Origin of the sequence: Burkholderia lata (genome assembly GCF_000012945.1) — a bacterium.
GTDB classification, from domain to species: Bacteria; Pseudomonadota; Gammaproteobacteria; order Burkholderiales; family Burkholderiaceae; genus Burkholderia; species Burkholderia lata.
In genome coordinates, this window is the sequence record NC_007510.1 from 1,641,322 (window position 1) to 1,662,812 (window position 21,491).

Annotated in this window: 19 protein-coding genes and 1 pseudogene; 16 read left to right on the plus strand and 4 right to left on the minus strand. The window is 64.7% G+C overall.

Annotation, left to right across the window (positions count from 1 at the left end; genetic code table 11):
* Positions 1 to 83: 83 nt before the first annotated feature.
* Together zapE and BCEP18194_RS13365 are read left to right on the plus strand one after the other, a co-directional pair.
* The gene (gene zapE / locus BCEP18194_RS13360; RefSeq protein WP_041492816.1) at positions 84 to 1,181 is read left to right on the plus strand and encodes a cell division protein ZapE; all 1,098 of its coding nucleotides are present in this window, start codon (positions 84 to 86) and stop codon (positions 1,179 to 1,181) included.
* 144 nt (positions 1,182 to 1,325) lie between these two features.
* A complete protein-coding gene (locus BCEP18194_RS13365) occupies positions 1,326 to 1,736 on the plus strand; it encodes a transposase (RefSeq protein WP_011351810.1) in 411 nt (136 codons plus the stop codon).
* Between the two features lie 103 nt (positions 1,737 to 1,839).
* Here the strand turns inward: BCEP18194_RS13365 and BCEP18194_RS13370 are convergent, their stop codons facing one another.
* The 4 genes from BCEP18194_RS13370 to BCEP18194_RS13385 form a co-directional block, all read right to left on the minus strand.
* Positions 1,840 to 2,301 carry a DUF2147 domain-containing protein gene (locus tag BCEP18194_RS13370; RefSeq protein WP_011351811.1) on the minus strand — a complete coding sequence of 154 codons (462 nt, stop codon included), beginning with the start codon at positions 2,299 to 2,301 and terminating at the stop codon, positions 1,840 to 1,842.
* A gap of 166 nt (positions 2,302 to 2,467) precedes the next feature.
* Positions 2,468 to 4,153, minus strand: coding sequence for a ShlB/FhaC/HecB family hemolysin secretion/activation protein (locus BCEP18194_RS13375; RefSeq protein WP_011351812.1), 1,686 nt, complete (start codon positions 4,151 to 4,153; stop codon positions 2,468 to 2,470).
* A gap of 144 nt (positions 4,154 to 4,297) precedes the next feature.
* On the minus strand, positions 4,298 to 5,719 hold the full coding sequence (locus BCEP18194_RS13380; RefSeq protein WP_011351813.1) for a collagen-like triple helix repeat-containing protein: 1,422 nt from the start codon (positions 5,717 to 5,719) through the stop codon (positions 4,298 to 4,300).
* A gap of 40 nt (positions 5,720 to 5,759) precedes the next feature.
* Complete coding sequence (locus BCEP18194_RS13385) at positions 5,760 to 7,436, minus strand: collagen-like triple helix repeat-containing protein (protein ID WP_011351814.1); 1,677 nt, start codon at positions 7,434 to 7,436, stop codon at positions 5,760 to 5,762.
* 676 nt (positions 7,437 to 8,112) lie between these two features.
* Between BCEP18194_RS13385 and BCEP18194_RS13390 the strand changes: the two genes are divergently transcribed.
* From BCEP18194_RS13390 to BCEP18194_RS13455, 14 genes and pseudogenes are all read left to right on the plus strand, one after another.
* The gene (locus tag BCEP18194_RS13390) at positions 8,113 to 8,283 is read left to right on the plus strand and encodes a Flp family type IVb pilin (RefSeq protein WP_041492817.1); all 171 of its coding nucleotides are present in this window, start codon (positions 8,113 to 8,115) and stop codon (positions 8,281 to 8,283) included.
* Between the two features lie 89 nt (positions 8,284 to 8,372).
* Positions 8,373 to 8,867, plus strand: a complete 495-nt coding sequence (locus BCEP18194_RS13395; protein WP_011351815.1) for an A24 family peptidase — start codon at positions 8,373 to 8,375, stop codon at positions 8,865 to 8,867.
* The gene (locus BCEP18194_RS13400; RefSeq protein WP_011351816.1) at positions 8,864 to 9,358 is read left to right on the plus strand and encodes a TadE/TadG family type IV pilus assembly protein; all 495 of its coding nucleotides are present in this window, start codon (positions 8,864 to 8,866) and stop codon (positions 9,356 to 9,358) included. The genes BCEP18194_RS13395 and BCEP18194_RS13400 overlap by 4 nt, the downstream gene beginning before the upstream one ends.
* Positions 9,359 to 9,453: 95 nt before the next feature.
* On the plus strand, positions 9,454 to 10,356 hold the full coding sequence (gene cpaB, locus BCEP18194_RS13405) for a Flp pilus assembly protein CpaB (RefSeq protein WP_011351817.1): 903 nt from the start codon (positions 9,454 to 9,456) through the stop codon (positions 10,354 to 10,356).
* 55 nt (positions 10,357 to 10,411) lie between these two features.
* Positions 10,412 to 11,743 carry a type II and III secretion system protein family protein gene (locus BCEP18194_RS13410; RefSeq protein ID WP_011351818.1) on the plus strand — a complete coding sequence of 444 codons (1,332 nt, stop codon included), beginning with the start codon at positions 10,412 to 10,414 and terminating at the stop codon, positions 11,741 to 11,743.
* 75 nt (positions 11,744 to 11,818) lie between these two features.
* Positions 11,819 to 13,057, plus strand: coding sequence for a fimbrial protein (locus tag BCEP18194_RS13415; protein WP_011351819.1), 1,239 nt, complete (start codon positions 11,819 to 11,821; stop codon positions 13,055 to 13,057).
* 3 nt (positions 13,058 to 13,060) lie between these two features.
* Positions 13,061 to 14,404 carry a CpaF family protein gene (locus BCEP18194_RS13420; RefSeq protein ID WP_011351820.1) on the plus strand — a complete coding sequence of 448 codons (1,344 nt, stop codon included), beginning with the start codon at positions 13,061 to 13,063 and terminating at the stop codon, positions 14,402 to 14,404.
* Positions 14,397 to 15,377, plus strand: coding sequence for a type II secretion system F family protein (locus tag BCEP18194_RS13425; RefSeq protein ID WP_011351821.1), 981 nt, complete (start codon positions 14,397 to 14,399; stop codon positions 15,375 to 15,377). The genes BCEP18194_RS13420 and BCEP18194_RS13425 overlap by 8 nt, the downstream gene beginning before the upstream one ends.
* Before the next feature lie 4 nt (positions 15,378 to 15,381).
* Complete coding sequence (locus tag BCEP18194_RS13430) at positions 15,382 to 16,380, plus strand: type II secretion system F family protein (protein ID WP_011351822.1); 999 nt, start codon at positions 15,382 to 15,384, stop codon at positions 16,378 to 16,380.
* 29 nt (positions 16,381 to 16,409) lie between these two features.
* Positions 16,410 to 17,237 (plus strand): pilus assembly protein, encoded by an 828-nt coding sequence (locus BCEP18194_RS13435; protein ID WP_011351823.1) that lies wholly within the window; start codon positions 16,410 to 16,412, stop codon positions 17,235 to 17,237.
* Positions 17,238 to 17,260: 23 nt separating this feature from the next.
* Complete coding sequence (locus BCEP18194_RS13440; RefSeq protein ID WP_011351824.1) at positions 17,261 to 17,593, plus strand: DUF3613 domain-containing protein; 333 nt, start codon at positions 17,261 to 17,263, stop codon at positions 17,591 to 17,593.
* Positions 17,594 to 17,605: 12 nt separating this feature from the next.
* The gene (locus BCEP18194_RS13445) at positions 17,606 to 19,417 is read left to right on the plus strand and encodes a TadG family pilus assembly protein (RefSeq protein ID WP_011351825.1); all 1,812 of its coding nucleotides are present in this window, start codon (positions 17,606 to 17,608) and stop codon (positions 19,415 to 19,417) included.
* A 5-nt stretch (positions 19,418 to 19,422) separates the two neighbouring features.
* A pseudogene (locus BCEP18194_RS13450) lies at positions 19,423 to 20,717 on the plus strand (sigma 54-interacting transcriptional regulator).
* Between the two features lie 54 nt (positions 20,718 to 20,771).
* The gene (locus BCEP18194_RS13455) at positions 20,772 to 21,473 is read left to right on the plus strand and encodes a DUF2968 domain-containing protein (RefSeq protein WP_011351827.1); all 702 of its coding nucleotides are present in this window, start codon (positions 20,772 to 20,774) and stop codon (positions 21,471 to 21,473) included.
* The last annotated feature ends 18 nt before the right edge of the window (positions 21,474 to 21,491 follow it).

A 21,491-nucleotide genomic window follows, 5' to 3' on the forward strand; every position in this document is an offset into this window, starting at 1 on the left:
GGCCGGCAATCGGCCAGCGCAGCCGTCTCATGACGAGGGCGGGCGGGATTTCCCGTCCGCCTTCGTTTTTTCCGGTTTGCCCGATGAACGTCACCGAATACTACACGCGCGAATTGACCACGCGCGGCTATCAGTCCGATCCCGCGCAGCGCGCGGCCGTCGATCGCCTGCAGCAATGCTTCGACGAGTGGGTCGAGTACAAGGCGCGTCGCTCGAACGCGTTCAAGAAGCTCATCAATCATCCCGACCTCCCGCGCGGCGTCTACATGTGGGGCGGTGTCGGTCGCGGCAAGAGCTTCCTGATGGACAGCTTCTACGCGGTCGTGCCCGTGCAGCGCAAGACGCGCCTGCATTTCCACGAATTCATGCGCGAAGTGCACCGCGAGCTCGAGGAACTGAAAGGGCAGGCCGATCCGCTCGACGAACTCGCACGGCGCATCGCGAAGCGCTACCGGCTGATCTGCTTCGACGAGTTCCACGTGTCGGACATTGCCGATGCGATGATCCTGTACCGTCTGCTCGACCGCCTGTTCAACAACGGCGTGCAGTTCGTGATGACGTCCAACTACGATCCCGACGACCTGTATCCGGACGGCCTGCATCGCGACCGTATGCTGCCGGCAATCGCGTTGATCAAGTCCAGGCTCGATGTGCTCAACGTCGACGCGGGCGTCGATTATCGCCAGCGCACGCTCGCTCAGGTGAAGATGTATCACACGCCGCTCGGCGCGGATGCCGATCGCGAATTGCGGCATGCGTTCCAGAAGCTCGCTGCCGTTCCCGATGAAAGCCCGCTCCTGCATATCGAGAAGCGCGAGCTGAAGGCGCTGCGCAAGGCGGACGGCGTCGTATGGTTCGACTTCGCGACGCTGTGCGGCGGCCCGCGCTCGCAGAACGACTATCTCGAGCTCGCGAGCCGCTTCCACGCGATCGTGCTGTCCGAGGTGCCGCAGATGTCGCCGCGGATGGCGTCCGAGGCGCGCCGCTTCACGTGGCTCATCGACGTGCTGTACGACCACAAGGTCAAGCTGCTGATGTCCGCGGCGGTGCCGGCGGAGCAGTTGTACGTCGAAGGCCCGATGGCCAACGAGTTTGCGCGTACGGTCTCGCGAATCGTCGAGATGCAGTCGAAGGAATACATCGAAACGCCGCGCCGCATCGTCGATACGTCGTTGACCTGAGTGCGATTTCCGGCAATTGACGGGATTCAAACGTCAATTCCGGTCAAATTAAGGCAATCTCGGGGTATTTTCGGATTTGTCTTATATTCATTGTTGAGGTGAGCCGATATCGTTGTGTCATGGTTACTAAGGCTGGAGATGTCCATGACACCGTATCGCGATCTGACCGACCAAGAGTGGCGCTGCGTAGCGTCGCTTCTGCCCGAAATGCAGCCGCGCACCGAGTTGCGCGGCCGTCCGTTGGCCAATACGCGTGCCGTCCTGAACGGCGTGCTCTGGGTGATCTACAGCGGCGCAACGTGGTCGGCCATGCCGCGTCGTTACCCTTCCTACCAAACTTGCCATCGTCGCTTCAAGGTCTGGCACGAGACGGGCACGTTGATGAGTGTCATGCGTGAACTCTATGGCGACGCGGGTGTGAATCTGTGCAACGAGTTGTCGACGCGGATGCGCAAGCACACGCAATCGAAGGCGGCGGAAGCACGCAGCAATGTGGCGCCCGCGTATCGCGCACCTGGTAGCTATGTGTCGGACACGCTGAAGCATGCAGCGTGATGTTCTTCAGTTCCCGCTACGCACGCACCAAAAGAAAATCGGCCTGACGACTTCGTCGCAGGCCGATTTTTTCATTGAGCCGCGCGTTTAAGCGCGAGCCGCATTATTGCTGGCGAACCCAGGTCTGCGAACGACCGAGCAGCGACACGCCGATGTAACCGCGCACGACGAGCTTCTGGCCGCCGTCTTCAAGCGTCATCTTGCACTTGTAGACCTTGCCGTTCTCCGGGTCGAGAATGTTGCCGCCGTCCCAGTGGTCGCCTTCCTTCTTCATGGCCTTGATGATCGTCATGCCCTTGATGAGCTGATCCTTGCGCTCGTCCGTGCAAGCGGTGCAGCGGCGATCGGGCGTATCGTTCGCGCCGAGGCCCTTGACGACCTTGCCGGTCAGCGCACCGTCACCGTCCTCGGCGATCTGCACGAGTGCCTTCGGCTGATGCGTGTTGTCGTCGATCGTCTGCCACATGCCGATGGGGTTGTCTGCTTGTGCAAACGTGGGGGCAGCGCAAGCGAGCAGTACGCCGGCGATGGCGATTGCACGAAACGGGCGGGTCAGTTGAATCATTGTCGTCCTCCTTGTTTTGCATGTCGTGTTCGATTTGCCCGCACGACCGTCTGCATGGGGCGGGCATGTTGCGAGCTTCGTCAGAATACGTGAAACAACGCGCCACGTTTGATAGAGGGGACTCTAATCGAAACAGCCCGCGTGGCGCGGGCTGTTTGGTGACCGATCAGTTGAGCTGATACGAGAATGCGGCGTTGATGCGTGGGCTGCGTGATGCGCTTTCGACTGGCGCGTCACCCACCGGCTTCGCGACGTTCAGGTCGAGGCTATAGAAGCGGCTGTCCGTGAAACGCACGCCGATGCCGACCGACGACATGCGGTTTGGCGACGGTGTACCCGAGTGCAGGTACACACGTGCCATGTCGTAGGCGATGTACGGCGTAACGGATTTCATGTACGTCCAGCCCGGCGTGAAGCCGCGGTTGACCTCCAGCGACATCCCCCATCCCGAGTCACCCGACGCTTCGCCCGGCTGATAGCCGAGCGCGTAGCGCGTCGAGCCGAACGAGATCTGCTCGGACGTCGGCAGCGAGTCCGGGCTGTATTGCCCGGTCAGCGAGACCGACGTGCCGATCCGGAACGGCCATTCGTTGGTTTGCGTGAAGGTCGCGCCGGTGCGGACGAAGGTCAGTGATGTCGGGTCGGCGTACGTATACGTCGTGCCGTTAACCAGGCCGGTCTGCGATTTCGATGCGCCGAGGATGTCGAATGCCTTTGCGACGTTGACGCTCAGTTTTCGCACCTGCTTCGGTTGTACGCTCGTGTAGTCGAGCTGCAATTGCAGCACGCGGACCTGCGACCTGTTGTCGAGGGTATTGCCGTTGATTTTGTTCTGATAGTTGTCTTCGTTATGCGCTGCATAGCCCGACACCGTGCCGAGCAGGCTGCGCTGGTTGTTCAGAAGTATTGGGTAGGATGCCGAAAGACCGAGCTTCTCGCTTTTTACGGTTCGCTGGACGGTCGACGGCAGCCCCGGATTGTCAGTCGGCTTGCCGCGATACGTGCTCGCGTCGAGGCGCGTGATCAGGCCGCTGCTGCCCACGGGTACCGCGCCGCTGAATGCGACGTAGGTCTGCTTGTCGCGCCCCGGCGGCGCCAGTGCGGAAATGCTCAGTTGCTCGCCGAACGATGTGAGGCCGTTTTCGGTCGCGGTGATGAGACCCTGGACGCCCGGGTGGTTGAAGTCGATACCGGTGCTGACGTTGAACGGCTTGCGGTCTACCGCGAGTTCGAGCGTCGTGGCACCGTCGGTGGTTTGCGGCGGTGGTACGTTCGCCTTTACCGTGAGGCCGGGCAACAGGCCGAACGTGTTCACGTAGCGTTCGAACGTCGCGCGGCGCAGCGGGCGATCGGCAGTGATATGGGCGGCGATTGCACGAATCTTCGATTCCATCGCACCGGGCTTGCCGGTGACCTTGACGTCCGACACATAGCCTTCGACAACCGTGATGCGCACGACGCCGTTCTCGAACGTCTGCGCAGGAACGAACGCGAACGACAGCGCGAAGCCGCGATCCTGGTACAGCTTCGTCACGCCGTTGGCCGTTTCGATCAGATCGCCGATCGTGATGTCCTTGCCGACGAGAGGGGTGAAGCGACGCGAGATTTCGTCGAACGGCACGGACTTCACGCCTTCGACCTGGAATGTGGTCGGCGTCAGGTGACGCGACAGCAGCTCCTGCAACTGCGGCGCCTGCGGTGCGACCTGCACGGTCACGTTCGGGCCGGTTTTCGGCGCGTTGATCTGGGGCAGGGAGTCGAGCGGGTTACCTCCGACGCGCGTTTGTGCATGTGCCGTGCCTGCTGCCGCGATGGCGAGCAGCATCATCCATCGGTCGAGTCTGGATTTCATTGTTCTTCCTCGTTGGCCTTGCTTTTCGTCTTCTTTGTAATGCCGGCGCGCGACACCAAGGTGCCGCGCGCCGCGTGCCGCAATGCCGGTTGTGTTTGTACGGTCGCGCCATCCGCTCCGGCTGCGAAGGTGCGACCGTCCTCCTTACTTGCCAACGCTACCCAGCGTACCCAGCAATCCCGTTACCGGTGCCAGCAGGCCCGTCGACCCGCCGCCCGACGATGCCGAACCCGTGACACCGCCGACCAGCGACGTGACCGGTGCGAGCGGGCTCGCTCCCCCCGATCCTGCTGCGCCGCCAACTGCTCCGGTGACAGTATTCAGCAAACCGGTGACAGGCGCGAGAGGGTTTGCACTGCCTGCACCACCCGTTGCGCCACCGAGCGTGCCCGTGACCGTCGACACGAGATTCGTGACGGGGGCGAGCGGGCCGCCGCTGCCGCCCGCTGCACCGCTCAGTGCACCGGTGACGGTGGAGACGAGGCCCGTGACGGGCGCGAGCGGGCTGCTGCCCGAACCGCCGGTCGCGCCGCCGAGTGCGCCCGTGAGCGAGCCGAGCGGCGTCGAGCCGAGACCCGACAGCAGGCCGCCGAGCGGATTCGTCGAGCCGGAACCCGACGACGTGCCGTTCTGTACGGTCGCCGTCGAGCCGCCGACGAGGCTCGTGATCAGGCCGGGGATCGGTGCCGCGCCGTTCGGGCCGTTCGGGTTGACGAGGCCGCCCGCGTTGGTCACGGTGTTGCCGACCGCAGTGACGAGCTGGCCGACATCGCCGACGAGCGGCTGGCTCGACGTACCGCCGACCTGCTTGCCGGCCGAGCTGATCGCGCCGCCGACCTGGCCGAGCAGGCCCGAGACGGGTTGGCCGAGGCCGGTCGTCGTGCCGACCTGTTGCGTGACCTGGCCGGCGGTGATCACGAGCGGCGTGATCGCCGAGCTGAGCGGCTGCGTCACCTGCTGCACGGCGCCCGACGACAGCGTCGAGCCGATCGTCGTGCCGGCGGCCGTCAAGCCGTTGGCCACCGTATCAAGCACGGTGCCGACCGGGGTCGTGACGGGCGCGAGCGGCGCGAGCTGACCGGTGCCGAGCGCCTTGACCGTCGAGCTCAGGCCGGACACTGTGTTGCTCGTCGCGCCGACCACGTTGCCGAGGCCTGCGACGGTCGTGCCGACCGGATCCTTGGTCGTGCCGATCTGTCCCAGCCCGTTGCTCACGGCATCGGCGGCTGCGCCGACGATCGTGCCGGTGCTGGAGAGCGTGCTGCCGACCCCCTTCGTCACGCCGTCGCCGAGCCCCGGCACGCTGATGTTGCCGACCGTGCTGCCGAGGTCGGTGGCCGTCTGGCCAACCGTGCTGACGACGCCCTTGGTACCGGTCGACGTGCCGCTGGTGCCGCTCGTGCTCGGCGTACCGCTCGTGCTCGGGTTGTTGCTGTTGCTGCTGGTCGGCGGCGAGCTGACGCCGCCGCCGCCGCAGGCGGCCAGCAAGCAGGCGGCGGCGAAGGCCGTGAGGGGCACGCGCCATTGGCGCACGGCGGCGGTCGTGAGAGAACGTTGCTGGGACATGATTGACTCCTCGCTGTCTTGTCGATTGATGGATGTTGGTTTACTTGCCGTGCGTGCCGCCGAGCAGGCCGCCGATCAGCGACGTGACAGGTGCGAGCGGATTCGACGACGAGCCACCGTTCGTGACGGCACCCGTGCCGCCGGTCAATGCCGGCGCGCCGACCGCGTTGGTCACCGTGGACACGACGTTCGTCACCGGGGCGAGCGGGCTGCTGCCGCCTGCGCCGCCCGTCACGCCGCCGAGTGCGCCCGTGACCGCGCCGAGGAGACCCGTGACCGGCGCGAGCGGGCCGCTGCTCGTGCCGCCCGTTGCGCCGCCGAGCGCGCCCGTGACCGTCGAGACGAGGCCGGTGACCGGGGCAAGCGGGCCGCCGCTGCCGCCTGCTGCACCGCCGAGTGCGCCCGTGACCGTCGAGACAAGGCCGGTGACCGGGGCGAGCGGGCCGCCGCTGCCGCCTGCTGCACCGCCGAGTGCGCCCGTGACCGTCGAGACGAGGCCGGTGACCGGCGCGAGCGGGCCGCTGCCGCCACCCGCTGCACCGCCAAGCGCACCGGTGACCGTCGAGACGAGGCCGGTAACCGGAGCGAGCGGGCTGCTGGCGCCACCCGTTGCGCCGCCGAGCGTACCCGTGACCGTCGTGAGGAGACCCGTGAGCGGGGCGAGCGGGTTGGTCACGCCGCCGCTGCCGCCCGTGAGCAGGCCACCGACGGCCTTCACGGTGTTGCCCGTGGACGAGACCGTGTTGCCAAGGCCGGTCGTGACGGGGTTGCCGCCCGTTGACGCGAGCAGGGCGCCGGCCTGGTTCAGGCCGTTGCCGACCGTGCCGAGCAGCGTGTTGACGGGCGCGCCGAGGCCGGTCGCCGTGCCGATCGTCTGGGTCGTCTGGCCGACCATCGTCGTGATCGGCGTGATGGCCGAGCTGACCGTCTGCGTGACTTGCTGGATCGGGCCGGTCGACAGTGCGTTGGTGAGGGTGTTGCCGCCGTTCGAGACGGCACCGCCAAGGGTCGACACGAGGCCGCCGACGGCGCCCGTGACCGGTGCGAGCGGCGACAGCGGGCCGCTGCCGAGGCTCGTGACCAGGGTGCCGGTCTGCGTGACCGCGCCGCCGAGTTGATTGACCACGTTACCCGTGCTGGCGAGCGTGGTGCCGAGCGGATCCTTCGTCGCGCCGAGCTGGCCGAGACCGTTGCCGAGGCCGTTGCCAAGTGCCGTCACCGCGCCGCCGACGCTTTGCACGACGCCGCCTGCGGCTTTCGTGGTGGCCGGGTTGACGCCCGGCAGCGACTGGCTGCCGATGACGGAGCCCAGACCCGAGACGGTGCTGCCGACACCCGTGATGATGTTGCTGCTGTTTGCGAGGACATTTCCCACCGGGTTCGACGACACACCCGAGGTGCCGGAAGTACCGCTCGTGCCCGACGTACCGCTGGTGCCGCTCGTACCCGAGGTTCCGCTGGTGCCGGACGTACCGCTGGTACCCGAAGTGCCGCTGGTGCCCGACGTGCCGCTCGTGCCGGAGGTACCGCTGGTGCCCGAGGTACCGCTCGTGCCCGACGTGGAGATCGTGTCGCCGCCGCCCGAACTCGAGCCGCCGCCGAGACCCTGGCTGATGGAACCGGAACCACCGCACGCGGAGAGGGAAAGCATGGCTGCAACGGTGGCCGCGATCAGAGTCGTCCGGAACACGCCATGAGGGATAACCTTAATGTCCATTTTGTCCTCGCATTAAAAATGTGTTGTGAACTGCGTTGTGTTGAGTGGTGCGAGGACTACTCTGCAACTGTCGTGCCATTTCGATGCTCGACGGTTCGACAACTGGTTTTAAACGAGGCAATTCCTTGTCAGAAAAGGAAGTTATGGAAATTGAAAGATTGTTGAATCTGTTTAAGCGCAGACAAATGAGAACGGTTTCGAGCGTTGCGTAACGTAACGTCACAACATTGGCGTTACGCGTGCGGCGTAACGTGGGGGCCGCGCAGGCTTGGTGGACGAGGCAATGGTTTTACTGGTGGATTAGGCGTGCACATCTAACCTATCGTAAATCCTATGTGTAAGTCGTACCGAAACGCCGTACAAATACGTTGTGCTCCTGGCCATTTTTTTCCGTCCAAGTCGTTAAAAGAGGTTGGAAGTTAAATGGGATCGGATATAGAATCCGGAGCAGATGTAAGCAAATGTACGGTTCGGTACACAACGTTCGAGGAGGGTCACTATCGCGAATGTTAACTTGCATCAAATGGTGAACAATGCCCCTCGGGGCGACCTATAAAGAAAGCGCACCCGACTGTCGTTACAGCAGATGTGGCGAACAAAACGGGGCAACCGGCCGGATATGCGGGGATATACGTATAAAAGGCCAAAAAACGTAAATACAGGCACGAGGAATAAAATGAAAGCAATCATCAAGCGTTTCCTTAAGGAAGAAGACGGGGTTACCGCAGTCGAGTACGGGCTCATCGCCGGACTGGTAGCCGTTGCTCTCGTCACTGCCGTTGGCACGTTGACGACGGGTATCTCGGGGGCGTTCAGCTACATCGCGAGCCAGCTGCCGAAGGCATAACGACCGAGCTTTTAGCTCATTTCCCTGTTGTTAGGGACGCGGATTGCTTCGGCAATCCGCGTAGGTAAGTTTTGCCGCTCGGGGCGTAAATGATCCTGCTAACTGGCGTCGGGGTTTTCCTCGCGTGGGCGGTGCTTGTCGCGCTCGAGGATATCCGTCATAGGCGTATACCCAATTCACTGGTGATCGGTGGATTTGTATCCGCATTTCTGGTCTCCGGACATAATCCATTCGGCATATCGGTGAATCAGGCGCTCATTGGCGCACTGATCGGCCTTGCCAGTCTTTTCCCGTTTTTTGTACTGCGCGTCATGGGCGCCGCGGATGTCAAGGTGTTCGCGGTGCTCGGCGCGTGGTGCGGTCCTCAAGCCTTGTTGTGGCTCTGGATCATGGCGAGCCTGCTCGCGCTCGCCCATGTCGGCACACTGGTTTTCGCAACCCGTACGCCGGTATTGGCGTTATGGCAGCGGCGCTCGCCGACGATGGAGATCGCCGGATTCCGGGCGTCGCCGTATGCCGCCTTTCTCGTGATTCCGGCGGTGCTGTGGTGCGTGTACAGGATCGCGACCGGGGGGATGCAATGACGTCGCGTCGTGTCGCAGCTGGCATGAGGCGTCGCGAGCGCGGCACGACGGCTATCGAATTTGCGCTGATGCTGCCGATGTTCTTTCTGATCCTGTACGCGATCATCACGTACGGGATGATCTTTGCCGCGCAGCAAAACCTGACGCTTGCCGCGACAGAGGGCGCACGCGCCGCGTTGAACTATCAGCAGGTCGGATCGGCTGCGTCGGTGCAGGCTGCGCAGCAAGCCGCGCTTGCGTTACGGGCCCAGGCTGCCTGCACGGCTGCAACGAACCTGACCACGTGGCTGAAGGGGGCGACGTGCGCGCAGACGCAGCAAGGCACCTGTTCGTACGATGCGACGATGTTGTGCGTGCAGATCACGCTGACCTATCCGTATTCGCAAAGCCCGCTGATCCCGGCGTTCCCGCTGCTCGGTTCGCTGTTGCCGGTGCCGTCGACGCTCACCGGAACGGCGATGGTGCAGATCAGCCCGGTCAACATCATTTAGAAGACAGCGATGGCGCCGTGCGTGATCGAGGGTGGCCGGTCGGTAATGCCGCGCGGAGAATTCAATCGTAAGTAGCGGGGAAACATAACAACACCATGGCCAACAATCTGACGAAGATCATTGCGGGCTTGCTGATCGCGATCGCGGTCCTTCTTGGCGTCTATGCGTGGATGCTCGGTCGCAAGCCGGCGGATGTCGCGCCGGTCGCCGCGACGGTTGCTACCCAAAGCGTGCCGGTCGTCGTCACGACGCGGGCATTGCCGGCCGGGCAACCGATTCCGGCCGATGCACTGAAGGTCCAGCAGTCGACCGCCGCGCCGCAGGGCGCGTTCGCCGATCCGTTGCAACTCGTCGGCCGCGTCCCGGCCGCGGACATTCCGGCGCAGGCAGCTATCGTCGCCAGCGCACTGTCGTCCGGCCTGGCCGAGCAGATCGCGCCGGGAGAACGTGCCGTCGCGATCAAGGTTGACGAGACCAACGCGGTCGGCAACCGCGTGCGGCCCGGCAACTATGTCGACGTGTTCTTGAACCTGAAGCGTGACGGGACTGGCGTGGCGATCGGCGGCACGTCGACGGCCGAGATCGTGAATACCCAGGCACGCCTGCTGATGTCGAAGGTCCGGGTGCTCTCGTTTGGCGATGCAACGACCGAGCGTGACAGCTCGAATGGTTCCGTGGTCGGCATGCGGACCGCGGTGCTTGCCGTACCCACCGCGCAGGTTGACGCGCTGACGCTCGCCGAGCAGAGCGGTCGGCTCGTGCTCGCGCTTCGCAACCCGCGTGACGACGATGTCGCCGCGCAGACCGTCGCGGTTCGAGTGGGCGACGACAAGAGCCCGTCGGCGCTTGCTGCCACCGGTGTCGTGCTGGGCGAGTTGTCGAAGAGTGCGACTGCGCCGGCCCCGCGTGCTGCGGCGGCGCGGGTGGTCACGCGGCATTCGAGCGGCGGCGGTATCGAAGTGATTCGCGGCGGGCGGGCCGAGATGGTCGCCTATTGAGAGCGGGACAAAGACGACAACCAGAGAAGGGGGGCGGTTCGATGCCTCCGAAACAATGAAAAAGAAACTGATTGGATTAGCTATTGCATTGAGCGCGCTGGCCATGCCGCCGCTGTCGGGCGCGGCCGACACGAGCGGGACGATCAGCCTGGCGGTCGGCGCACAACGGCAGCTCGCGACGGGGCGTGCGCTGCAGCGGGTTGCGGTCGGCGATCCGTCGGTCGCCGACGTGATGGTCGTGAAGGGCGGGCGTGGCGGTGTCCTGCTGATAGCGAAGAGCGCCGGCGCGACGAACGTGATGATCTGGGAGCGCGGTCACGACGAACCGACCGTCTACAACGTGAGCGTCACGAGCGGCGCGGCGCGTGCGTTGCTTGACGGTGGGACGTCGAGCGTGAATACGTACGGCGGCACGACGGTGATCGGCGGTGCGTCCGGGTCGCTCGACGGGCATCAGCGGGCGGTTCATGCGGCGAAGACGGTCAGCGGCAAGGACGGGACGACGATCGATGCGTCGACGATCTCCGGCAAGAACGTCGTGCAGGTCGATGTGCGCGTCGTCGAATTCAGCCGTTCGGTGCTGAAGCAGGCAGGGCTGAACTTCTTCAAGCAAAGCAACGGTTTTTCGTTCGGTGCCTTCGCGCCGACCGGGCTCACGTCGATTACCGGTTCGCCGGGCGGTGCGCTTACGTACAACACGAACGTGCCCATTTCGTCAGCGTTCAATCTGGTCGTCAATTCGGTGTCGCACGGGTTGTTCGCCGATCTGTCGATCCTCGAAGCCAACAATCTCGCCCGCGTGCTGGCACAGCCGACGCTCGTCGCGTTGTCCGGCCAGAGCGCGAATTTCCTGGCGGGTGGTGAAATTCCGGTGCCGGTGCCGCAATCGCTGGGCACGATCTCGATCGAATGGAAGCCTTACGGCGTGGGGCTGACCGTCACGCCGACCGTGTTGAACCCGCGCCGGATCGCGCTGAAGGTCGCGCCCGAGTCGAGCCAGCTCGACTTCGTGCACTCGATCACGATCAACGGTGTTCAGGTGCCCGCGCTGACGACCCGGCGCGCGGATACGACGGTCGAGCTCGGCGATGGCGAAAGCTTCGTGATCGGCGGTTTGATCGATCGCGAGACGACCTCGAACGTCAACAAGGTGCCGTTCCTGGGCGATCTGCCCATCATCGGCGCGTTTTTCAAGAATTTGAGCTATCAGCAGAGCGACAAGGAACTCGTGATCATCGTAACGCCGCATCTCGTTGCGCCGATCGCGCAGGGCGCGTCGCTGCCGGCGACTCCGGGAGAACTGTCCGAGCAGCGCGACGGCCCCGTGTGGCGTTCCTATCTGGGCGGCATGGCGTCGCCGGATGCAGGGCCGGGGTTCTCGAAATGAGCGCGCCGAATCATGACGGGACAGCGCAGGCGGTCGCGCACGACGCGACGCCTTGCTTCATTGTGAGTATCCAAAATGAATGCGAGAACCTATTCTTTGGCTGAGCCCGCCGTCACCGACCTCTTCGTATGCGCATCGTCGCTTGCGGAGCACGTGCAATGGCTGTCCCAGTCGCTGGTCTCGGCTGGCGCGGTCGAGGGGGCACCGCTGGAAGGTGCGGCGCTGTCGCAGCGCATCGGTGTACTGAATCCGGCGCTGGTATTCATCGATTTTTCGGGTGATTGCGCCGCGGCGAGCACGGTAGTCGCCGCCGTGCGCCTGTCTCATCCGGGCGTGCCGGTCGTTGCGCTGGGCTCGCTCGCGCAACCGGAGGGGGCGCTCGCCGCGCTGCGCGCGGGTGTCCGCGATTTCGTCGATTTTTCCGCACCGGCCGATGAGGCGCTGCGCATCACGCGCGTGCTGCTCGACAACGTCGGCGAGCCGGCGAACCGCCACGGGAAGGTCACCGCGTTGCTCGGCGCGCGCGCCGGGATGGGCGTGAGTACGTTGGCCGCGAACTTGTCGGTGCTGATGCAGAGGCGGCCCGCCGATCCTGCTCACGCGGCTGCGCTCCTCGATCTCGGGTTGCCGGCCGGCGACGGCGCGCTGTTCCTGAACACGCGCTGCGAATTTCATTTCGTCGAGGCCGTGCGCAACCTGCGCCGGATCGATCGCACGTTCGTGACAACTGCGCTCGCTCGCCATGCAAGCGGCGTCGCGCTGACCACGCTGCCGCCGAACCTCGCCGATCTGCGCGAAGTGGCAACGGCGTCGTGCGCGGCGTTGTTGAACCGGCTGCGTGCATTTTTCGATCACCAGATCGTCGATCTCGGCGGTTTCCCGAATCGGGAATTCATTGCGCAGGTCGTGAATCTTGCCGACGAAGCATGGCTCGTTTGCGACCAGGGCGTGGCGTCGGTCGTATCGGCGATCGAGATGCTGGACGGCTTGCGCGATGCGGGCGCCACGACCGAACGGATCAGGCTCGTGGTCAACCAGTTCGACGCCGAGCTCGGGCTGATGCCCGCGCAGATTGCCGAACGGCTTGATCTGTCGTTGCTTGCGACGCTGCCGTCACGGCGCGTGTCGATCGGGCATGCGGCGAACCAGGGCAAGCTGATTGCCGAGGTCGCGGAACGCGATCCGTACGTGCGTGCGCTCGGGCCGCTGGTCGAGCGCCTCGCGGGCGCACCGGCGCCCGGGGCGGCACAGCGTGCTGCGGGCGGCCTGTCGGCACTCAAGCGAATCATTCAATCCTCTACGAAGCGGTCGTAAGCGATGGCACACGACATTCAATTTGCCGACGGCGCAGCGCCGTTCTCGCAGACGCAACAGTTCCACGACATCAAGAATGCCGCGCACGAGCATTTGCTCACGCGGATCGAGGAGCTGGGTGCGGAATTCGGCCGTTGGTCGCGGCAGGCGATCAACCAGTTCGTCGATCTCGAGATTGACAGCTTCGTGCGGTTGCGTCGGATCCCGCTCAACGAGAGCGAGGTGCGCGCGGTTGCCGAGGCGCTGACGAAGGAACTCGCCGGCTTCGGGCCGATCGAGGACCTGCTGGCGGACCCGCACGTCGAGGACATCCTGATCAACGGATACAACGACATCTATGTGTCGCGGCACGGGATTCTGTCGAGGCTGCCGATCCGCTTCACCGATAACGCCCATCTGCTGCGGATCGTGCGACGGATTCTCGCGCCGGTCGGCCGGCGGCTCGACGAATCGAATCCGATGGTCGATGCGCGGCTGCCCGACGGCGGGCGTGTCAACGTCGTCATCGAGCCGCTGTCGATCGACGGCCCGGTCGTATCGATCCGGAAGTTCCGCAAGGACCCGCTGAAACCCGAGGATCTGCTGGGCAACGGCACCTTCAACGAGGAAATCGGGCGGCTGCTCGAGGCTGCGGTCGAGGCGCGCTGCAACATCCTCGTGTCGGGCGGTACCAGTTCGGGCAAGACGTCGCTGCTGAATGCGCTGGCGTTCCACATCCCCATGGTGGAGCGCGTCGTGACGATCGAGGATACGGCTGAGCTGTCGCTGAATCACCCGCACGTCGTACGGCTCGAGAGTCGCCCCGGCGGCTTCGACGGCAGCGGTGTCGTGACGATTCGCGACCTGCTGCGCAACACGTTGCGGATGCGGCCGGACCGGATCATCGTCGGCGAAGTGCGCGGCGGTGAAGTGCTCGAAATGCTGCAGGCGATGAATACGGGCCACGACGGATCGATGGGCACCGTGCACGCGAGTTCGCCGCGCGAGTGTCTGTACCGGCTCGAGATGCTTGCCGGCTTCGCCGGCTTTCAAGGCACCGAGGCAAGTCTGCGTCGGCAGATCGCCAACGCGATCGATTTCATCGTGCAGATCGGCCGGCTGTCAAACGGCCGCCGGCGCATCCTGTCGATCACCGAAGTCACCGGCATGTCGGACAACATCGTATCGACGCAGGAGCTGTATCGCTACGAGGCACGCGTCACGCCAGAGGGCGACGAGATCGATCATTGGGAGTCGCTCGGCATTCATCCGCATTCGCCGAAGCTTGCACGCTTCCGCAACACGCTTGTGTCGAGCGGCGGCGGGTTTGGCGGCAACTTCGGGCGAGGCGGGGGCTTCAATGTCTAGCGCCACCCTGCTGGCGCTGATGTTCGCGCTGATCTGCGCGGCGGCCGGGTTGCTGCTGTGGCGCGGAAGCCAGGTCCGCGAAGGGCGCGCCCATACGCAGCGGTTTTTCGACAGCCGGGTGGGACAGGGCGCGCACGCCGCAGCGCCGGCTGGCGACGCGCGCGCCGCGCGAGCTGCGGCGCCCGGTGCGGCGAATTCGCAGGCGCCGGAGCAAGGGTTCGCGCGCTGGCGTGCGTCGGTGTTCGATGCGTGGACCGTGCTGTCCGACCGTGCGGGCCTTGACGAGATTCGCGCCGGCCTCGTGCTGGCGCTTGTGGGCATCGCGCTGCTCGCGCTGTGGGCCGGCCTGGCCGGCGGCGTGCTTGCCGCGGCTGCCGCGCTCGTGGCGGGCGGGGTGCTCGTCGTGCTGTGGATCACGTCGCGAATCAGCCGGCGGCGCCTGAAGATCGTCCGGCAACTGCCTTCGTTTCTCGACGGGATCGTGCGGCTGGTGACGCTCGGAAACAGCGTGCCGGCGGCGTTCCAGTCGACGCTTCAGACGGCCGAGATGCCGCTGCGCCGCTGCCTCGACGACGTGTCGCGGATGCTGCGATCCGGCGTCGAGATCGATCGCGCCATGCTGCATGTCGCGCACACGTACCGTATCCGCGAATTCGAACTGGTCGGCGCGGTGCTGCGTCTGTCGGTCCGCTACGGCGGGCGGGCGGACGTGATGCTCGACCGGATGTCGACGTTCATGCGCGACCTCGAGCACGCGGAGCGCGAACTGTCCGCGATGTCGGCTGAGACCCGGATGTCTGCCTGGGTGCTGGCGCTGATGCCGATCGCGGTCGGCAGCTTCGTCATTGCCACGAGCCCGCACTATTTCACGGCGATGTGGAACGACGATAGCGGGCGTCAGCTGGTCTATCTGGCGTTTGCGCTACAGACGATGGGCGGTTTTTGGTTGTACCGGCTCGCGCGGTTGAGGTGAATCGATGGATGCAAACCGTTTAGGCGCACTTGCGCTGGTGCTCGGATCGATCGGCGTGCTGCTGCTTGCCGTACTGGCGATCGTTCGCGTCGTGCTCGTGCAGCGCGCCGAACGTGCGCTGGTGAATGCGCTTGACCGCCGGACTGCGGCGGTCGAAGCGGCGGCCGCGCGAGCCGGTTCCGCTGACCCCGCGAGGGATGCCGCTGGACACGCCGCGCCGCGCGCACGTCTCGCGGGGTTGCGCGAACGCTTCGAAGACGTCGGGATGCGGTGGCTCGAAACCGGCTTCAGCCGTTATCTGATCGCGGACGAAGATCGTCAACTGCTGGAGCAATGCGGTTTCGTCGACGTTCGGGCGAGAGCACTGTTCGTCAGCGCACGCATTGCGTGCGCGGTCCTGCTGCCTGCGCTCGCCGTGTTGGTGCTGATCAGCCGCGGCCACGGGGGGCGCTGGGCGCTCTGGATCTCGGTCGCGCTCGTCACCGGATACATGCTGCCGAAAATCTATGTGCGCCGGCGAGCCACTGCACGCCGGCGGAGCATTTCGGCCGAATTGCCGCTGCTGGTCGACATGCTGCGGCTGCTGCAGGGTGTCGGCCTGTCGCTCGATCAGAGCATCCAGGTCGTCGTGCACGATTTTCAGACCATGCTGCCCGTGCTGTCGTGGGAGCTTGCCGTTGCCCAGCGGCAGTTCGCGGCGGGACGCACGCGCGAACAATCGCTGCAACGCCTCACGAACAGTTTCGACAATGAGGATCTGCGCGCGATCGTGCGATTGCTGATTCAGGTGGACAAGCACGGCGGTGCAGTTCAGGAGCCGCTGAAGCAGTTCGGCGATCGTCTGCGCGAAGGGCGTCGCGCGACGTTGCGCGAGCAGATCGGTCGACTGACGGTGAAGATGACCGGCGTGATGATCGTCACGCTGTTGCCGGCACTGTTGATCGTTACCGCGGGGCCCGGGGTCATGACCGTGCTGGCCGCGCTTGCCGAGTTTCAACGCTGACGCGGCATGAAGGGAAGGAGCGACACAAGATGAATGGATTTGGCTGGATCCGCACGATCGCAGGCGCGACGGCGTTCGCGTTGCTCGCCAGCGGATGCTCGTTGTTCAAGGAATCCGGGTACGGGATCGGTGCGCAGGCAGAACGCGGTGCGCTGATGCAGGCAGCTGCCGACAAGAGCGCACCGCCCGATACGCCGGGCATGTATCTTGGCCTGATCGAACGGATGCAGGGGCAGGGCCTGTATTTTGCGTCGCTGGCGCACATCGACCAGTACGAGAAGCAGTATGGCGCATCGCCAGACACGATCCTGTTGCGCGCCGATGCCTTGCGCGCGACTGGCCAGTACGACGCTGGTGTGGCCGCCTATACGAAGTTGCTGACGACACCGCTCGCCGCGCGCGGCTATCGCGGGCTGGGCCTGACGGCCGGCGCTCGCGGCGATTTTGCGCTGGCCGCGCAGCAACTCCAACAGGCGACGGTGCTTGCGCCGACCGATGCGGCGACGCTGTCCGACCTCGCGTATTCGCAGATGCGTGATGGCGATCTGGCAGGGGCGCGCGTACCGCTGTTGAAGGCGGCGGAGCTCGAGCAGAAAAATCCGAAAATCCTCAGCAATTTCGTGCTTTATCTGCTCGTGAGCGGTCACGGGAAGGACGCGCGGCGGCTGATGGATCAGCAGAAGCTTTCGCCCGCGGTGCGCGGCGAGATTCGCGATGACGAGACGAAAATCGCGGCCGCGATGCGCGCGAAGCAACGGGCAGTCGTACACGCGTCCGGCAATGCGACCGTGCCATCGGTGGCGAGCAGCGACAACTTCGATCTTGCCGTGCCGCTGCTGCAGCGTTTCGCGCGATAACGACGACATTCACGGAGGCCATCATGTTTCACCTTTCCCCAGTCCGCGTGCGAGCCGCGTGCATCGCGTTCGTGTGCACGCTTTGCGCGGGCGTCGCTCATGCGCAAGGCAACCCGCCGGCGTCCGAAATCGGTCATGCAACGAACGCGTTGCTCGACTTGCAGCGCTCGAATCGCGCGGCCGCCGCGCCGCAGCCGATCGACGGCGCGGCCGGTACGTACGCCTATCAGCGGTATATCGATTCGTTCAAGGCGCCGATCCCGCAGTGGTTCGGCACGATGTCGACTTCGGGCGGCGGTAGCGGCGGCAGTGGTGGTGGCGGTGGCGGCCAGTCCGGTGGCGACCTCGCGCACTGACGGAGCAAAACGGTGAAGACCCGACACAGCCGCGGCGGATTCCGCTTCTCGTCACGACAACGCGGTGCGTTTTCGGTGATGGCGATCGTCGCGTTGCTGATCGCCGTCACGACGCTTGGCGTGATTGGCGTCGGTAACCTTTTCTACCAGCGTCGGGACGTGCAGCGGATTGCCGACATGGCTGCGCTCGCGGCCGTGCAGCGCATGGACGACACATGCACGCAGCCGACTGCCACTGCGACCAGTAATGCGCAGTCGAACGGGCTCAATGCATCGAACGGCGATTCGATCAGCATCGAATGCGGTCGCTGGGACACGGCGGTCAACCCGAAACCCAGCTACTATGCGGCCGCGACTCCCGGCACCACGCAATTGAACGCGGCCAAGGTGACGGTCACGCGTCAGGTGCCGTTCTTTTTCGTCGGGCCGCCGCAGCCGGTGTCCGCGGTATCGACTGCGCGCTCGACGAACATCGATACGTTCTCGGTCGGCGCGACGCTTGCCGCGCTTGGCGGCGTCGGTTGCGCCGGCGGTTCCGCACCGACGTCCGGCAATCCAGGGCTCGTCAACGGACTGATCGGCGGGTTGCTCGGCGCAAGCCTGAACCTGAACATCGGGTCGTATCAAGCGCTCGCATGCACGAACGTGACCGTCGGCGACCTCGTCGTGGCGGCGGGCGTCGGCACGGTCGATCAGTTGCTCGCGCTGAAGCTCACGTTGCCGCAACTGATTCAATTGATGGTGAATGCGGCCACGCAGACGGCCGTCGCGAACGCGAACCTGCAGGCAGGCCTCGCCACGCTGAAGACGATTCTGAACGCCAACGTTCCCGGGACGACGATCGGCCTCGGCGGGACGAACGGATTGCTGAACGTCGCGCTCGCGGATACGCAGGCGGCGGTCAATGCGCAAGTGGACCTGCTCGACCTGCTGCTCGTCGGCGCGGAAATCGCCGCAACGGGCAAGCCGGCGGTCACGGTCAATGTCCCATCGCTGAATCTCGGCGGGCTGACGGGGACGCAGTTGCAGGTGCAGATCATCAGTCCGCCGTCGATCGGCATCGGCGAAGGCGGGATCGATCCGTCGACCGGGGCCCCGCGGACGAAAGCTTCGACGGCCGCGGTGGGGGTGTATCTCAATGTCGACGTTGGCACGGCGCAGTTGCCGCTGCTCGGCGCGCTGCTGAGTCTGCTGAACGTGAATGTCGACGTCAATCTGCCGATTTATCTGCAGGTCGGCACCGGCACCGCGACGTTGAGCTCGACACAATGCGCGTCGACACAGGCGGCAAGCACGGTCGTCATTGCCGCGCAACCGGGGGTGGCGAATCTGTGCATCGGCAAGCCGCCGCTCAATGCGTCCGGCCAGATCAGCCTGTCGTCGACTTACAGTTGTACGTCGCCCGCACAGATCATCAATGCAAATGTTCTCGGGATCGCACAGTTGACGGTTTCCATGTCCAACGTATCGGTTCAGGTGCAAGGCGCCTCCCAGTCGCACACCTTCAACGGGGTGCCGGGAATCGATGCGGACTACTGGACGGTGAACTCGAATGCGCTTGGCTCGGCACTCAGTTCGGCATTGACGCAACTCGCGGGCGCGACCATTTCCGCCAACGTCGGCTTGTTCGGCGCCAGCGTGCTGACGGTTCCGGGGAACTTCGTCTCCACGTTGCTCACCTTTCTGACCGGTCTGCTCGGTCCGCTCCTGTCGAGCCTCGACGCAGTTCTCGTTCCGTTGCTGAATCTCCTCGGAGTCCAGGTCGGCGCGGCGACGGTCCATCAGATCTCGCTCAGTTGCGGGGTTGCCCAAACGGTTTACTGAAGAAGATGAGAAACACACCCGCAATCGAAGAGCTCGACCTGTACGTCTGGGAAGGCAAGGCGGACATCGTCGACCGCGTCGCCCGGTGCATGGCGAGCTTCGACGTCGAAGTGATCCGCGCCGACAACGCGGAGGTCTCGGCCGAGCGCGCCGCATTGCGACCATCGCTGGCGATCACGACGCGTCGCAGTATCCGCCCGAGTATTCGCATATCCTGCCGCTCGACTTCACGTGCGCCGAACTGCGCGGCATGATCGGCAAGCTCGTCACGCAGCTGCGGGCGCATACGGCCGAAACGTCGCATCCGACCGAACTCGTCGCGCACTCGGAATCGATGCAGGCCCTGCTGCACGAAGTCGATACGTTCGCCGACTGCGACACCAACGTGCTGCTGCACGGCGAAACCGGCGTCGGCAAGGAGCGCATCGCGCAACTGCTGCACGAAAAACATTCGCGCTACCGGCACGGCGAATTCGTGCCGGTGAACTGCGGCGCGATTCCCGACGGCCTGTTCGAATCGCTGTTCTTCGGTCATGCGAAGGGATCGTTCACGGGCGCGGTTGTTGCGCATAAAGGCTATTTCGAACAGGCGGGCGGCGGCACGCTGTTCCTCGACGAAGTCGGCGATCTGCCGCTGTATCAGCAGGTCAAGCTGCTGCGCGTGCTCGAGGATGGCGCGGTGCTGCGCGTCGGTGCGTCGGCGCCGGTCAAGGTCGATTTCCGCCTGGTGGCGGCAAGCAACAAGAAGCTGCCGCAGCTCGTGAAGGATGGCCTGTTCCGCGCCGATCTCTATTACCGGCTCGCGGTGATCGAGCTGAGCATTCCGTCGCTGGAAGAGCGCGGCGCCGTCGACAAGATCGCGTTGTTCAAGTCGTTCGTCGCGCAGGTCGTCGGCGAGGAGCGGCTCGCTCAGTTGTCCGATCTGCCGTACTGGCTGACGGATTCGGTCGCGGACAGCTATTTCCCCGGCAACGTGCGCGAACTGCGCAACCTTGCCGAGCGTGTCGGCGTGACGGTGCGGCAGACGGGCGGGTGGGATGCCGCGCGATTGCAGCGGCTGATCGCGCATGCGCGCAATTCGGCGCAGCCGGTGCCGGCGGAGAGCGCGGCCGAGGTGTTCGTCGACCGCAGCAAGTGGGACATGAACGAGCGCAACCGCGTCATTGCGGCGCTCGACGCAAACGGCTGGCGGCGTCAGGATACGGCGCAGCAGCTCGGCATCAGCCGCAAGGTACTGTGGGAAAAAATGCGCAAATACCAGATCTTCGACGAGGAGCCCGAGACCCGCGAAAGTGAGTAATTAATGAGATAAAATCGCGCTGAATTACAACGACTCGGGCGGGAATAGAACTTCATGAGCCATATGACGGGGTTGGGAAGGGCGTGCGTATTGTTCGCCCTGGCGGGAGGCATTCAGGGCGCATACGCGCAAAGTCTGGCAGACAGCGGTTCGCCGGCCGTACAGCAGGCGTCGGCGCCGGTGGCCGCGATTCCGGTGATCGATTCGCAGGCGTCGATGCAGCCGCAGGCGGGCGAGTCGACGGGGCCGAGCACGGTCGACGACTTGCAGCGCCAGATCCAGTCACACACGCTGACGGAAATGCGCACGAGCTACAACGGCAGCTACGGTGCGAGCTTGCTGTTCAACGTGAAGGACGGTGCGTACTTCGTCGCGCTGTTCCAGCAGAAGGCGTTCTGGCGCGTCATCAAGACTTACGACGAAACGCGTGCGGAAGCGATCTATCGCGATTTCTCGCGCCAGGCGGAGCGGCTGGCCGTGAACGAACTGCGGGCGGCGAAGCTGGAATCGCAGAAGTCGCAAATGGACAAGCAGATCGAAGTCACGCAGGATCGCGCGCGGCGTCTGCAGGCCGATATCTCGATCGCACGCCAGCAGCAGGCGGCGGTCGCGGATCGCCAGAAGAGCGTACGCAACGAGACGGCCGCATTGCAGGCGCAGCAGGCCGAGCTTCAGTCGCAACTGCGTGCGTTGCAGCAGCAGGTGCGTTCGTTGCAGCGTGAGGCCGATGCGGGCCTGCCGACGACGGCACGCTGAACCCGGCGGCGGTGCGGC